11 protein-coding genes are annotated in these 12835 nt (G+C 73.8%); 2 read left to right on the top strand and 9 right to left on the bottom strand.

The window, feature by feature from the left end:
- Positions 1 to 107: 107 nt before the first annotated feature.
- The 7 genes from mctP to OOK41_RS11010 form a co-directional block, all read right to left on the bottom strand.
- Positions 108 to 1763, bottom strand: coding sequence for a monocarboxylate uptake permease MctP (gene mctP / locus OOK41_RS11040; RefSeq protein ID WP_266264372.1), 1656 nt, complete (start codon positions 1761 to 1763; stop codon positions 108 to 110).
- A gap of 58 nt (positions 1764 to 1821) precedes the next feature.
- Positions 1822 to 2064, bottom strand: coding sequence for a DUF3311 domain-containing protein (locus OOK41_RS11035; RefSeq protein ID WP_266264371.1), 243 nt, complete (start codon positions 2062 to 2064; stop codon positions 1822 to 1824).
- A gap of 231 nt (positions 2065 to 2295) precedes the next feature.
- Entirely contained in the window at positions 2296 to 3507 is a 1212-nt protein-coding gene (locus OOK41_RS11030; RefSeq protein WP_266264370.1) for a bifunctional RNase H/acid phosphatase, read from the bottom strand.
- Between the two features lie 5 nt (positions 3508 to 3512).
- Positions 3513 to 4250, bottom strand: coding sequence for a zinc ribbon domain-containing protein (locus tag OOK41_RS11025; protein ID WP_117669056.1), 738 nt, complete (start codon positions 4248 to 4250; stop codon positions 3513 to 3515).
- Positions 4240 to 5214, bottom strand: coding sequence for a Nif3-like dinuclear metal center hexameric protein (locus tag OOK41_RS11020; RefSeq protein ID WP_266264369.1), 975 nt, complete (start codon positions 5212 to 5214; stop codon positions 4240 to 4242). The genes OOK41_RS11025 and OOK41_RS11020 overlap by 11 nt, the downstream gene beginning before the upstream one ends.
- A gap of 102 nt (positions 5215 to 5316) precedes the next feature.
- Positions 5317 to 5898, bottom strand: a complete 582-nt coding sequence (locus OOK41_RS11015; RefSeq protein WP_117669085.1) for a flavoprotein — start codon at positions 5896 to 5898, stop codon at positions 5317 to 5319.
- A gap of 17 nt (positions 5899 to 5915) precedes the next feature.
- Entirely contained in the window at positions 5916 to 7145 is a 1230-nt protein-coding gene (locus tag OOK41_RS11010) for a helix-turn-helix domain-containing protein (protein ID WP_117669058.1), read from the bottom strand.
- Positions 7146 to 7391: 246 nt separating this feature from the next.
- On the opposite strand from OOK41_RS11010, the gene OOK41_RS11005 reads away from it, so the two are divergent.
- On the top strand, positions 7392 to 8063 hold the full coding sequence (locus OOK41_RS11005) for a bifunctional DNA primase/polymerase (RefSeq protein WP_117669059.1): 672 nt from the start codon (positions 7392 to 7394) through the stop codon (positions 8061 to 8063).
- Between the two features lie 508 nt (positions 8064 to 8571).
- Here the strand turns inward: OOK41_RS11005 and OOK41_RS11000 are convergent.
- Entirely contained in the window at positions 8572 to 9957 is a 1386-nt protein-coding gene (locus OOK41_RS11000) for a DUF1501 domain-containing protein (protein WP_266264367.1), read from the bottom strand.
- An 8-nt stretch (positions 9958 to 9965) separates the two neighbouring features.
- A complete protein-coding gene (locus tag OOK41_RS10995) occupies positions 9966 to 12062 on the bottom strand; it encodes a DUF1800 domain-containing protein (protein WP_266264365.1) in 2097 nt (698 codons plus the stop codon).
- 491 nt (positions 12063 to 12553) lie between these two features.
- Between OOK41_RS10995 and OOK41_RS10990 the strand changes: the two genes are divergently transcribed.
- On the top strand, positions 12554 to 12811 hold the full coding sequence (locus tag OOK41_RS10990) for a DUF3040 domain-containing protein (protein ID WP_117669061.1): 258 nt from the start codon (positions 12554 to 12556) through the stop codon (positions 12809 to 12811).
- The last annotated feature ends 24 nt before the right edge of the window (positions 12812 to 12835 follow it).

The raw sequence follows: 12835 nt of genomic DNA, 5'->3' as shown, positions 1-12835 counted from the left end.
AGGACGAACCCGCAGACCAGGACGAATCCGCGGAGCAGGACGAACCCGCGGAAGGACCCCCGGACCGACCAGGGGCCCTTCCGCGCCCGCCCCGCATCCGCACCCGCTCAGGCGACGGGTTCGGGGGCGGCGTCGGCGTCCCGGGTGGGCCCGGGGGTGACGCGCGGATCGCCCTCGTCGGCGAAGTAGTCGTCCGGCGTGGTGCCGTCGGTGCCCGCGGCCACCCGCGCGGCCCGCAGGGCCAGGGTGACCAGGGCGGCGACCGCCAGGTTCATCAGCACGGCCACGATGCCGACGTAGATCGTCTTCGTGGTGTCGAGGCCGAATTCGCCCAGCGGGAACGCCGAGCCGCCGAAGTGCGCCCGCTTCGTCGCCGGGTTGGGGATCTGGTAGAGCATCCACATGCCCAGGCCCATGCCGGCCGCCCAGCCGGCGACCAGCGCGCCCCGGTGGAACCAGCGGGTGTAGAGGCCCAGCGCCACCGCCGGCAGCGTCTGGAGGATGATCACGCCGCCGATGAGCTGGAGGTCGATGGAGAACTGCGGGTCGAGGAAGACGATGCAGGCCACCGCGCCGACCTTCACCACCAGCGAGGTGATCTTCGAGACGCTCGCCTCCTGCGCCGGGGTGGCGTCCCGCCTCAGGTACTCCTTGTAGATGTTGCGGGTGAACAGGTTCGCCGCCGCGATCGACATGATCGCCGCCGGCACCAGCGCCCCGATGCCGATGGCCGCGTACGCGACCCCGGCGAACCAGTCCGGGAACTGCTGGTCGAACAGCACCGGCACCACCGTGTTGCTGTCCACGGTGCCGGCGCTCGCCCCGGGCAGCGGTTTCACCCCCGCCGCGATGGCCATGAAGCCGAGCAGCGCGATCAGCCCCAGCACCAGGCTGTACGCCGGCAGCGCCGACATGTTCCGCTTGATCACGCCCCGGTTCCGGCTGGCCAGCACGCCGGTGATGCTGTGCGGGTAGAGGAACAGCGCCAGCGCCGAGCCGAACGCCAGGGTGACGTACTGGAGCTGGTTGTTGGCGTTGAGCAGGACCCCGTCGTTCGGGTTCGGCGACGCGGCGAACTTCGCCTCGGCGGCGTCGAAGATGCCGCCCCAGCCGCCCAGCTTCTGCGGCAGCCAGAGCACCGCCACCAGGATCACGATGTAGATCAGCGAGTCCTTGACGAACGCGATCAGCGCCGGCGCGCGCAGCCCCGACTGGTACGTGTAGGCGGCCAGGATCGCGAACGCAATGATGATCGGCAGGTGCCGGGCCACCGCGCCGTCGCCGGTCACCCCCATGGTCTTGAGCACCGCCTCGATGCCGACGAGCTGCAACGCGATGTACGGCATGGTGGCGACGATGCCGGTGATCGCGACGACCAGCGCCAGCACCGGCGAGTCGAACCGGCTGCGGACGAAGTCTGCCGGGGTGACGAAACCGTGCCGGTGCGAGACCGACCAGAGCCGGCACAGCACCAGGAACACCAGCGGGTAGACGACGATGGTGTACGGCACGGCGAAGAACCCGGCCGCGCCCGCGCCGAACATCAGCGCCGGCACCGCCACGAAGGTGTACGCCGTGTACAGGTCGCCGCCGACCAGGAACCAGGTGATCCAGCCGCCGAAGCTGCGCCCGCCCAGCCCCCACTCGTCGAGGTGGGCCATGTCCTTCGGGGCCCGCCACCGGGCCGCGACGAAGCCCATGGCGCTGACCAGCAGGAACAGCACCGTGAAGACGATGATCTCGGTCAGGTGGTCGCGCCACATCACTGCACCACCTTCGTTCGCGACTGCGGGGCTCGCAGGCCCGGCTCACTCCTCGCGCTCACCGGCCACCCCGCTTCTTCGTGAGCTGGTAGACCAGCGTGGTGGTGGCCACCCCGAGCAGGATGTAGCTCAGTTGCAGCCAGTAGAAGCGCGGGAACCCGAGCAGGCGCGGCGAGTCGGCGTTGAAGAACACCGGAACCAGCGGCACCACGATCGGGATGAACAGCAACCAGTTCCAGGGGCTGTGGTCCTTCGCCCTGGACGACGCCGAGCCGGGCGTCTCCGGTTCGGGTGCAGCCATCCGACACACCTCCGGGAGGTCGTAACTCGCCAGTGACGGCCGCACGCTACGACCACGTGACCCCCGCCACGTCCGATCGACGGCCCCCGATGCGCCGAACGGCTCCCCGCCTGCGCCGAACGGCCGCAAACCGCCCGGAAAACCCCGCGCAAATACCCGGAAAGAGTGGCCATTCGCCGAGGAATGGCCACTCTTTCCGGGAAAGTGCGCCGGAGTGGGAGGGGTGGGGGGTTAGGGGGTGGGGAGGTGGGCGGTGTCGTTGATCGAGCGGACCGCTATGCCGCCGTCGGGCCAGCGGTCCAGGACGGAGATGCCGGCCGCGTCGAGGTAGAGCCGGTGCAGGAACGTGTCGTCGGCCGCGAGGGCGTCGCGCAGCACCAGCTTGATCGGCGAGACGTGCGAGACCACCACCACGGTCTCCCCGGGGTACGCCGCAAGCAGCGCGTCCGTGGCCCGGGCCGCCCGGGCGGCGACCTCGGTGAACGACTCACCGTCCGGCGGGGCGACCCGGGTGGAGGCGAGCCAGGCGTCCAACTCCCCCGGCCAGCCGGAGCGCACCTCGGCGAAGGTACGCCCCTCCCAGGCGCCGAAGTCGCACTCGATCAGGTCGCCGACCGTGCGTACCGGGACGTCGCCGAGTGCCCCGGCGATCGCCTCGGCGGTCGCCGTACACCGGGACAGGGGCGAGCTGACCACGGCCGCGACGGACGGGGCGAGGGCGGCCACCCGGGCGGCCGTGGCCCGCACCTGGGCCCGGCCCCGCGCGGACAGCGGGACGTCGCCCCGGCCGGAGTAGCGGCGCTGCTCGGTGAACTCGGTCTCGCCGTGCCGGACCAGGATCAGCCGGGTGGCGGTGTCGCTGGGGCGCGGCTCCCAGGACGGGGGGACGGTGGCCGGGTCGGAGCCGGCCCCCCGGGTGGCGGCGCGGGCGGCGGCCTCGCGGGCGCGGGCCCGGGCGGGCGAGTCCGGGGCGGCCACCTCGCGCGGCGGCTCGGCGGCCGGGGCCGGTGCGGCGGCCCGGGCCGGCCGGCCGGCGGCGACGTCCATCGCCGCGTTGGCGAGGGCATCGGCGTGCCGGTTGCGCTCCCGCGGGATCCACTGGAAGCGGACCGCGGTGAACCGGCCGACCAGGGCCGCCGCCTGCGCGGCGAGCGGACGCAGCCCCGGGTGCTTGATCTGCCAGCGCCCGCACATCTGCTCGACCACCAGCTTGGAGTCCATCCGGGCGTCGACCTCGGCCGCGCCCAGCTCGGCGGCGGCCTCCAGCCCGGCGATCAGCCCCCGGTACTCGGCGACGTTGTTGGTGGCGGTGCCGATCGCCTCGGACCGCTCGGCCAGCACCTCGCCGCTGTCCGGGTCCCGGACCACCGCCCCGTAGCCGGCCGGGCCGGGGTTGCCCCGGGATCCGCCGTCGGCCTCGATGACGACCGCGCGCACCGTCATCGCGCCTACAGCCCGGACTCGTTGGTGCGGACCATGATCCGACGGCACTCCTCGCAGCGGACCACCTCGTCCGGGGCGGCCTTGCGGATGCGGGCCATGTCGGCGCCGGAGAGTTCCAGCCGGCAGCCGCCGCAGCGGGCGCCGGTGAGCAGGGCAGCGCCGAGCCCGCTGTCCTCGCGGATCTTGTCGTAGAGGGCGACCAGGTCGCCCGGCAGGTCGCCGGCGAGGGGCTGGCGGGCGGTCCGCTTGAACTCCTCCTCCTTGGCGATCTCGGCGAGGGCCTCGTCGCGGCGCTGCTCGGCCGCGGCGCGCCGCTCCCGCGCCTCGGCCGCCCGCCGCTCGATGCCGTCGAGCACCCCCTGGGCGGTCTCCCGCTGCTCCATCAGCTCCAGCTCGGCGTCCTCCAGGTCGCTCTGCCGGCGGTTCAGCGAGACCAGCTCGTGCTGGAGCGCCTCCAGCTCCCGGGCCGGTCCGGTGCCGACGGCGAGCCGCGCCTCGTCCTTGTTCTTGCGGGCCCGGACCTGGTCGACGTCCTTCTCCAGCCGGGCGATGTCCCGGTCCAGGTCGTCGACGGCCACCTGGGCGCGGACCCGTTCGTCCTCCAGCGCGGAGAGTTCCCGCGCGAGGGCCTCCAGTTCGGCCCGCTCGGGCAGGGACCGGCGGCGGTGGGCGAGCTGGGCGAGGGAGGTGTCGATCGCCTGGAGGTCGAGCAGGCGGCGCTGGACCTTGGGGTCAGCCTTCACGGTCGGGGCTCCTTGTCGTCCGCGCGGAGGCGGGGTCGGGGTCGGCGGCGGAGGCCGGGGCGGCGCCGCCGGGCGCGGGGTCGGCGGTGGGGTCGGCGGTGGGGTCGGCGGGTGCCGGGCCGGCGCCGGGCGCGGTGGCGTGCACCGTCCACGGGTCGGTGTCCAGGTCGGACACCATGGTCTCGACGCCCAGCTCGGCCCGGAGCAGGGCGGCCAGGTCGTCCAGCCAGGGTCGTTCGGTCGCCCAGTGGGCGGCGTCGAGCAGGGCCGGTCCCCCGGCGGCGAGGTGCTCGCCGGCGGGGTGGTGGCGCAGGTCGGCGGTGAGGTAGGCGTCGACGCCGGCCGCGGTGGCCGCGCCGAGGAACGCGTCCCCCGATCCGCCGCTGACCGCAAGGGTACGCACCGTCCGCGCCGGGTCGCCGGCGGCGCGGACGCCCCAGGCGGTGGCGGGCAGCACGACGGCGGCGTGCCGGGTCAGCTCGGCGAGGGTCATCGGCCGGGGCAGCTCACCGATCCGGCCGATCCCCCGGCCCGGGCCGGCCGCCGGGGTGCCCGGGGCCGGGGGGTGCAGCGGGCGCATCCCGGTCAGCCCGAAGCGGGCCGCCAGCGCGTCGGAGACGCCGGGGTCGGCCACGTCGGCGTTGGTGTGCGCGACGAGGAGCGCCACGTCGGCCTTGATCAGTTGGTGGACGATCCGCCCCTTGTACGTCGTCGGGGCGACCGAGGAGACCCCGCGCAGCAGCAGCGGGTGGTGGGCGACGATCATGTCCGCCCCGGCGGCGAGGGCCTCGGCGACGGTCTCAGGGACGACGTCGACCACGCAGGCCACCCGGCGGACCTCGGCGGTCGGCTCGCCGAGCACCAGCCCGACCCGGTCCCAGTCCTCAGCCCAGGCCGGCGGGAAGTGCCGGTGCAGCGTCGCCACCACGTCGGCCACCGTCGGCGGTGTCGGGGTTGTGCTCACGGCGGGCCACTCTACCGGCGCGCGCCGTAGGTCAGGGCCGCGGCTGTGGACAGGGGCCCCCGGTGCAACGGAATCCGTCGGCAAGGGGCCCCTGCTTCTCGATCAGGCGGCTGGGGTGACCGGGCGGCACCGGTCGCGCAGCGCCGCCAGGCCGGCGCCCCACGGGAACGCGTGCAGGTGACGCTCGCCGGCGCCGGGTGGGTGCAGGGGCACGACGTGGTCGCCGAAGACCACGTCCACCCCCCACTCGGCGAGCCGGGCCAGGCTGGTCCGGAAGGCCGGGTGCCCGGCCATCGCGGCGTTGGTGAACGGCACCGCCACGATCGGCACCCCCTTGCCCTGGGCCTCGACCAGCAGGCCGAGGGCGAGGGTGTCGGTGATCCCGGCCGCCCACTTGTTGACCGTGTTGACCGTGGCCGGGCAGACGATCATCGCGTCGGCCGGCGGCAGCACGTCCGGGTCGCCCGGGTCCTTGTACCGGCTGCGGACCGGGTGGCCGGTCTGCCGGGCCAGTGCCGGCCGGTCGACGAACTTCGCGCCGTCCGGCGTGGCGACCACGCAGACCTCCCACCCGTCCTGCTGGGCCAGCTCGACCAGGCGGCCGACGTGACCGGCGAGGGGTGACCCGCAGGCGATGACGTAGAGCACCCCACGGCGCTCGCTGCTGCGGTGCGGGCCGTTCATGCCGACCCCCGACGCGCTCATACTCCCACTCCCATGTGCTCAGCCAACTCCGCAATCGGCGGCGGCGGCGCACCCCGTGTGCGACGCAGGACGTCCGACATCACCTCGTGGGCGATCGGGCGGCAGCGGATCTCCGAGGGCGCGAGCCGGTCGCCGCGCAGCAGCATCTCCCCGGCGCCGGCCACGTCGCCGATCTGGGCCATGCCCCGGGCGATGTCGAGCAGGTGGTGGGCCCGCCGCTCGGGCAGCAGGCCGTTGAAGGACGGCTCGGGGATGCGCTGGTGGTGCACCTCCACCGCCCGCCCCCCGTCGCCCAGCTCCACGGCGGCGGCGGCCCGGTGCAGCTCGACGTTCGTCGGTCCGAAGGAGGTCCAGTAGTGGTTGTGGTCGCCGCCGAGCAGGACGGCCGCCTCCTGGGCGCCGTTGATCAGGTCGTCCACCGTCGCCGAGTCGCCGAGCCGGGAGGCGGCCATCGCGCCCTGGAGCAGCAGCATCCCGTAGACGGAGAGCCGGTCCGGGGTGGCCTCGTTGGCGCCGCCGGGGGCCAGCCGGTTGGCGATGTTGACGTTGAGCTCCAGCGCGGGCCGGGCCCGGCCCATGGCGACCATCGCGTTGCAGACCCGGGTGGTGGCGATCCCGGCCAGGAGCTGGTCGTCGGCCCGCTGGGCGACCGCCATCGACCGGTCGGCGGCCAGCCAGGCCAGGTCGCACTCGCCGAGTTTGCGCAGCACCGAGGAGGCGATCTGGTACACCTGGCCGAGCAGGTGGGCGGCGTCGCGGGCCTGGTCGCCGCCGTGGCCGGCGTCCGCCGCCTGGGCGTCGCGCAGCAGCTTCGGCAGCGCCCGGGTGAGCATCCCGTAGCGGCCGTACTGGTAGGTCAGCCAGGCGTGGTTGACCGCCTTGCGCATGTCCACCAGCGGCGGCGGGAACGGGGCCGCGTCGAAGTAGGCGCTCATCGAGTCGTACCGCTCCAGGGCGGCCCGGATCTCCTGGACCTCGACCTGGTCGATGCAGTTGAGCGCGTCGGTGCGCCGCTCCGGGTCCTTGCCGAGCAGCAACTGCACGTCGACCTGGAGGATGTCGGCGATCTCGTAGAGGACGGAGAACTTGTCCAGCCGGCGCACCCCGCGCTCGACCTTGTCCACCCAGCTCTTGGACTTGCCGAGCCGGTCGGCGAAGACCTGCTGGGACATCTTGCGCCGCCCGCGCCAGTACGCCACCCGCCGGCCTATGGGTAACTCGTCCATGTCCCATCCCTCCCCTGGCCGGGCCGGCTGGCCTCGGCGGCGACCGTGCGGACGGTACGGTGGTCCGTTCGTCCCCAGGTTTTCGCTGGTCGCACAGCCAGTACGTCGGCCGTGCGGGCAGTACTCGTAGCTTTCGTGCAAATTGCACCAGCCGTTCCGTCAAGTCAACGAACGCGGGATACGGCAGTGACGGCGCTCGACAAGCGACCTGGCACCTACCGGTCCGGGCGAGAGGAGTTCGAAGGCATGTGGGGGAACGTCGGGCCGCGGGTCGCGCAGTTGTCGCCGCTGGAACGGGTCCGGCTGCGCCGGGTCGCCGTCCGCTACGCCGTCCACGGCTGGGAGGTGACCCCGGGCGCGTGCCTGGCCCGCAGCCGCTTCGTGTGCGGCCGGGCCGGCTGTCCCACCGTCGGCTGTCATCCCGCCCTGGAGGACTGGGAGCGGGCGGCCAGCACCGACGCGGCGCGGGTGGCGACCTGGTGGCGCAGCCGCCCGCACGGCGTGCTGCTGCCCACCGGACGGGCGTTCGACGTGCTGGAGGTGCCGGCCCATCTCGGGCGGGGGGTTCTCGACGCGGTGGGGACCCATCCGGCCGGCTTCGGGGTCCGCGGCCCGGTGGTGGTGACGCCGACCGGACGGTGGATGTTCCTGGTCCGCCCCGGCGACCCGCTGCGCCCGGAGCTGGAGCACTGCTTCCACGTGGTCCGGCACGGCGCCGGCTCGTGGATCCCGGCGCCGCCGACCCGGCTGCCGGAGGGCACGGTCCGCTGGGCGGTCGCCCCGGAACAGGCGCGCTGGCAACTCCCGGACTCCTACCTGGTGCAGAACGTGCTGGTCGACGCCCTGCGGGCCACCGGCGTGACGCTCACCCCCGAGTTGCTCCCCAACCACCTGCCACTGCCGCGGCGCGGTTGGTGAACCCGTCCGCCACATCCCCGACGCCGACGGGCCGGCCTGTCGGGGAGCCGACGCGCCCCGGGCAGCGTCCCGGCGGCCCGGGACGTCGTTGACCCGGACGAGGGGGCGACAGCGCCCCGAGCGGGGGTGTGATGTCCAGCAGGGATGACGCGGCACGCCGACCCGACGGCGCGGAACCGCCACCGCACCACCGACGCGGGCACCGCTGGCCGCCGACCCGTCCGTCCGGTTCCCGCCCCGGCCGCCCCCGGCCAGGAGGCGCTCACCCGGCCGGCAGCCGCCGCCCCGCCGGCTGACCGCCCCCACCCTCCGCGATCTTGCAGTTCGGGCCCGGCCATACCGGAGCAAAAGCCGCATCTCCGGGGCCGTGGGTCCATGATCGCGGCGAGCGGTGGGGGCCATGTCCGTCAGCCGGTCAGGAGGGGGAGGCGGGTGGAGTGCAGGCAGCGGGCGTCGTCCGTGACCACCGCGTGCAGGTGGCCCGGGAGGCGGTGGGCGTGCTGGTGCGTCACGCGTACAGCTTCATCGGGGTGAACTTCTGCCGGGGGAAGATCCTGTCCACCTGCGCGGTGGTGAGCCCGAACCGGCCCTGGGCGACGGATCCGTACACGTTGAACATGTTGTTGTACTCGGGCACGTCGCCGGAGTCCAGCTCGTCCAGGCCGCTCCAGGTGCCGAGCAGCGAGCCGGCGAGCTTGCGGCCGGACAGGACGGTGACCACCCCGCCGTGGCCGTGGTCGGTGCCGCCACCGTTGGAGGCGACCCGGCGGCCGAACTCGCTGGACACCATGACCGTCACGTCGGCGGCCCGGTCGCCCAGGTCGGTGAAGAACGCGGCCATGGCGGCGGCCAGCTCGTTCAGCCGCCGGTGCAGTTGGCCGCCGGAGCGGGTGCCCTGGTTCTCGTGGGTGTCGTAGCCGCCCATGCCGACGGTGGCCACCCGGACGTTCGCCCCGCCCTTGATGAGCTGGGCGAGCTGCTGGAAGGCGTTTCCGACGCCCTCGTACGTGACGCCCTCGGCCGCCTGGTACGGCTTCGCGGCCAGCTTCTGCGCGGTGGCCAGCGCGCCGAGGCCGTCCTGCACCGCCTCCTCGACCGGGTGGTTGATCCCGGTGAACAGGCCCCTGATCGCCTTCTCGGTGGCGGCCCGGTACTTCTCTTCGCCGTTGAGCCGCAGCGAGCCGACGCTGTTCATGGACAACGCGCCGTTGGTGCCGACCAGCGACCGGGGCAGGGTGCTGCCGATGCCGACGCTGCGGAACGCGGTGCCCTTGCCGAGGTTGTCGACCAGGCTGTCCAGCCAGCCCCGGCCGCCGGTCTCGCTGGGCAGGCCGCCGAGGTTGCAGGCGTCCGCGGCCTGGAAGTGGCTGCGGGACAGCCGCTCGTCGGAGACCGCCGGGACGAAGCCGAGCTGGCCGGCCCTGAGCCACCGCTCCAGCGGCTTGAACGCGCTGGTCAGCTTGAACCCGCGGCCCAGGGCCAGGGAGTCGTCGCCGAGCAGCAGGTCGGGGCGGGCCTTGGCCAGCACCGGGTCGTCGGCCGGGGCGACCAGGCTCAGCCCGTCCAGCCCGCCGTAGAGGAAGACGTGGACCAGGGTGCCGGTCCTGGTGGCGGCGAACGAGGCGGAGGCGGTGACGAACTGGGCGGTGGCCAGCGCGGTGGCGGTGGCGGTGGCGGCGGCCCCGGCCACGAAGGTGCGCCGGGTGATCCCCCGGCCGTCCTGTTGGGCCTCCTCCAGGTCCTCCAGCCGGCGGTAGCGGTCGGCCTCGGCGGCGTTCTCGGCGGCGACGATGTCGGCCTCCGCCCGCAGCAGCGCCTCGGCCGGGTTGTCGGCCAGCCGCCGCAGGTCGGGGCATTCGGGGTGCAGGGGGAACGAGTGCACAGTCTTCTCCATCGGATGCCTCACCGGAGGTGGTGCTGGGGGGACGCGAGGATCGTCCGCGCGACGGCGGCGACGGCCCCGTTGAACGTGGCGTCGACCCTGGTGCTCGCCGAGACCCCGGCGACGTCGAGAACCAGCTCCCGCTCCCGGGCGCTGAGCTTCTGGTGCACCAGGCGCTGGGCCAGCGCGTCCACGTACGCCCCGGCGGTGGCCGGCGGCCGGGCGACCAGTTTCTCCGGCTTGGGGTACGTGAACTGGGTGCGCCCGCCGCCGACCAGCTCGCCGGCCTCGTTCCAGCCGTTGACCATGGTGCCGGCCGAGGTCCAGGCGACGTAGACGTCCGGGTAGCCGTCCGGGGTGGGCTGGCCCATCGGGTACTGGCCCAGCTCGCGCATCTTGTCGTGGATCTGCCGCAGCCCCTGGGCGAACGCGGTGCGCCTGTTGTCGCCCTGTTTGAACCCGGGCGCCGCCTGCGGGGAGACGCCGAGGGTGCGGTACGTGGCGACCAGGTACTCCATCGGCCGGCGCACCTTCTGGCCCACCGACGCCCAGAACTCCGAGGAGCTGAAGAGCGTCATCAGCATCGGCTTGATCATGCCCTGGTTGGCCGAGTACGTCTTGGCGAGGCGCTCCACCAGGGACTTCGGCGGGGTGTCCGAGACGAACCGGGTGGCCAGGCTCTGCGCCACGTACCTCGCGGTCGACGGGTGCAGGGCGATGTACGCGAGGTACGCGTCGATGGCCGCGTCGGCCTTCTTCGGGTCGTCGGAGTTGTTCGGGTGGGAGAAGCCGAGGACCTTCACCTTGCCCAGGTAGTGCCGCTCCGGGCGGAAGACGTACCTGCCGTCGTCGACGCCGCGGCCGGTCTGGAGCAGGGCCGCCTGCCGGACGTCCTTCTCGGTGTAGCCGCCGTCGACGCCCACCGAGTACAGCTCCAGGTTCTCCCGGGCCAGGTTCTCGTTGACCGCGTCGGCGCGGGAGTCGTTCTGGTTCAGGTAGAGCAGCAGCGCGGGGTGCTTGTTCGCGGCGACCAGCATCTCCGGGTAGCTGCCCAGCGCGTGCCTGCGCACCACGTCGGCGTCGAACGAGGCGCGGTACACCTCGCCGCCGTCGAAGTCGGCGGCGAGGTGCAGGAAGTCGTTCCAGAAGTCGACCATCACCTCGAAGAGTTGGCGCTCCGACCAGATCTGCCGGGCGATGGTGGCGTCGACCACCTCGCGCTCGGGCTGCGCGCCCCGCTCGTTGAGGGCGTCGCGCTGGTCCCGGAGCTGCCGCGGGCTCAGCTTGAGCGTCGGCAGGTCGGCCAGCTTCAGCTCCGCCGGGCTGGGCGCGAGCTTCTCCGGCTCCAACTGCTGGCGGATCCAGGCGTCGATGCCGAGCCGCCTGATGTCGGCCGTCAGCTTCGCGGTGGCGCCGAAGGTGGCCCGGCTGGCCAGGTGCCGGACCGGGTCCTTGGCCAGCACGGTCTTGACCGTGACCTCGGTGGCCTCGGCGGCGGCGGCCGGGCCGGCGAAGGTACGCCCACCGGAGGGGCTGTTCTTCTTCAGCGCCGCGCCGGCCCGGGAGCCCATGTAGCTCTCGTTCTGCTCGGTGTAGGTGCGCACCGTGCTCGGCTGCTGGCCGCCGGGGCGGGCGGGGGTGCCGTCGGTGGCCGTGGTGCCGGTGGCGTCACCGACCGGGGCGTCGCCGCCGAAGAGTCCACGCACCTGCGGGGTCATGGCCAGGACGGCGCCGCCGGCCACCACCGCGGCGGTGCCCCCGAGGGCGGCGAGGGCGCGCCGCCGGCTTGCCCGGCGGCCCGGGTCGTCGTCATCGTCCAGGTTGGGCAGTCCGTAGCCGGTGGTCGCGGTCGCGGCCCGGGCCGGCCGGCCGAGGCCGTCGGGGCCGACCCACTGGGGGCCGCGGTGGGCCGACCCGGGGGCGGCGGGCGCGTACTGCGGATCCGGGCCGGCCGGGGCGGGGGGAGCGTCGGGGTACGGGGGGTTCGACTGGTGGCCGGACGGGCCGTAGGGGTCGGACGTGCCATGGTCGCGGTAACCGTCCGGGGTGGGGTGCTGTCGTCCGTCCCAGCCGCGGTCGTCCCGCAGCCGGCGCGGTGGCACATTCTGGTCGGCCATGTACCAATCCCGTTCCGTCGAACGCCGGCACGGCTGCGCCCGGGGGTGGGGCGGTGCGGCGACTACTGCTGGAGGAGTTGCTACGGGACGGTAACCGGGGGGTGAAGGGCCTTCAAGACACGCCGAACCGGCCGGCGACGGCACTTAAGGCGACGCTCAACGGCACCGGCGGACGGCCCGTTTCGGCTGCTGCCGGCGGGGACGTCCGGAGCAGGGCGTACCCGTACCGGGCGTGCCGGTTCGCCCCGTCCCCGCGTGACGTGCGTCGTTCCACGGCACAGCGAAACTTAAGCCGGGAATAAGCCTGCGCTCAGCCGGCCCACGACCCGGGAACCCGCGCTCCGGTGGGCGGTGGACGCACCCCGGGCGGAAGGTCGGCGCCGGCTCCCGCCCAAGCGATCTGTCGAAAGTAGCAGCAGGAGGGGCGCGTGAGCCGCCGCCGCAGCGGGTATGCCGCCGAACCGCTGAACGCGTGAGGGGAAGGCACCGCCATGCTCAGCAAAGAGGATCAGCGCAGGTTCGAACAGATCACCCGTCAGCTCCGGGAGAGCGATCCGGAGTTCTTCGCCCGCCTGGACCACCGGGCCCGGGCCCGCCGCGGCCGGTACCTGATGCTGTTGACCGTCGTGCTGTGGGCCTCGCTGCCGGCGGCGACCGTGCTGGCCGGCGGGCTGGCCGGGGCGGTCTTCGCGGTGGTGCTGCTGGCCAACGCCGCGCTCATGTGGCGGTTCCGCCGTCGCTGGTTGTGACGCCGGTCCGGCCGCCGCTCCGGC

The sequence above is a fragment of the Micromonospora sp. NBC_01655 genome (genome assembly GCF_026339755.1).
Classification (GTDB): domain Bacteria; phylum Actinomycetota; class Actinomycetes; order Mycobacteriales; family Micromonosporaceae; genus Micromonospora.
The sequence above is the reverse complement of the archived record's forward strand: the minus strand, read 5'-3'. Positions and strand labels throughout refer to the sequence as shown.

Bases quoted from the DNA above. Each gene is read 5' to 3' on its own strand.
- OOK41_RS10990 (WP_117669061.1), top strand. From the start codon at position 12,554: ATGCTCAGCAAAGAGGATCAGCGCAGGTTCGAACAGATCACCCGTCAG.
- OOK41_RS11015 (WP_117669085.1), bottom strand. From the start codon at position 5,898: ATGAACGGCCCGCACCGCAGCAGCGAGCGCCGTGGGGTGCTCTACGTC.
- OOK41_RS11035 (WP_266264371.1), bottom strand. From the start codon at position 2,064: ATGGCTGCACCCGAACCGGAGACGCCCGGCTCGGCGTCGTCCAGGGCG.
- OOK41_RS11010 (WP_117669058.1), bottom strand. From the start codon at position 7,145: ATGGACGAGTTACCCATAGGCCGGCGGGTGGCGTACTGGCGCGGGCGG.
- OOK41_RS11030 (WP_266264370.1), bottom strand. From the start codon at position 3,507: ATGACGGTGCGCGCGGTCGTCATCGAGGCCGACGGCGGATCCCGGGGC.
- mctP (WP_266264372.1), bottom strand. From the start codon at position 1,763: ATGTGGCGCGACCACCTGACCGAGATCATCGTCTTCACGGTGCTGTTC.
- OOK41_RS10995 (WP_266264365.1), bottom strand. From the start codon at position 12,062: ATGGCCGACCAGAATGTGCCACCGCGCCGGCTGCGGGACGACCGCGGC.
- OOK41_RS11005 (WP_117669059.1), top strand. From the start codon at position 7,392: ATGTGGGGGAACGTCGGGCCGCGGGTCGCGCAGTTGTCGCCGCTGGAA.
- OOK41_RS11000 (WP_266264367.1), bottom strand. From the start codon at position 9,957: ATGGAGAAGACTGTGCACTCGTTCCCCCTGCACCCCGAATGCCCCGAC.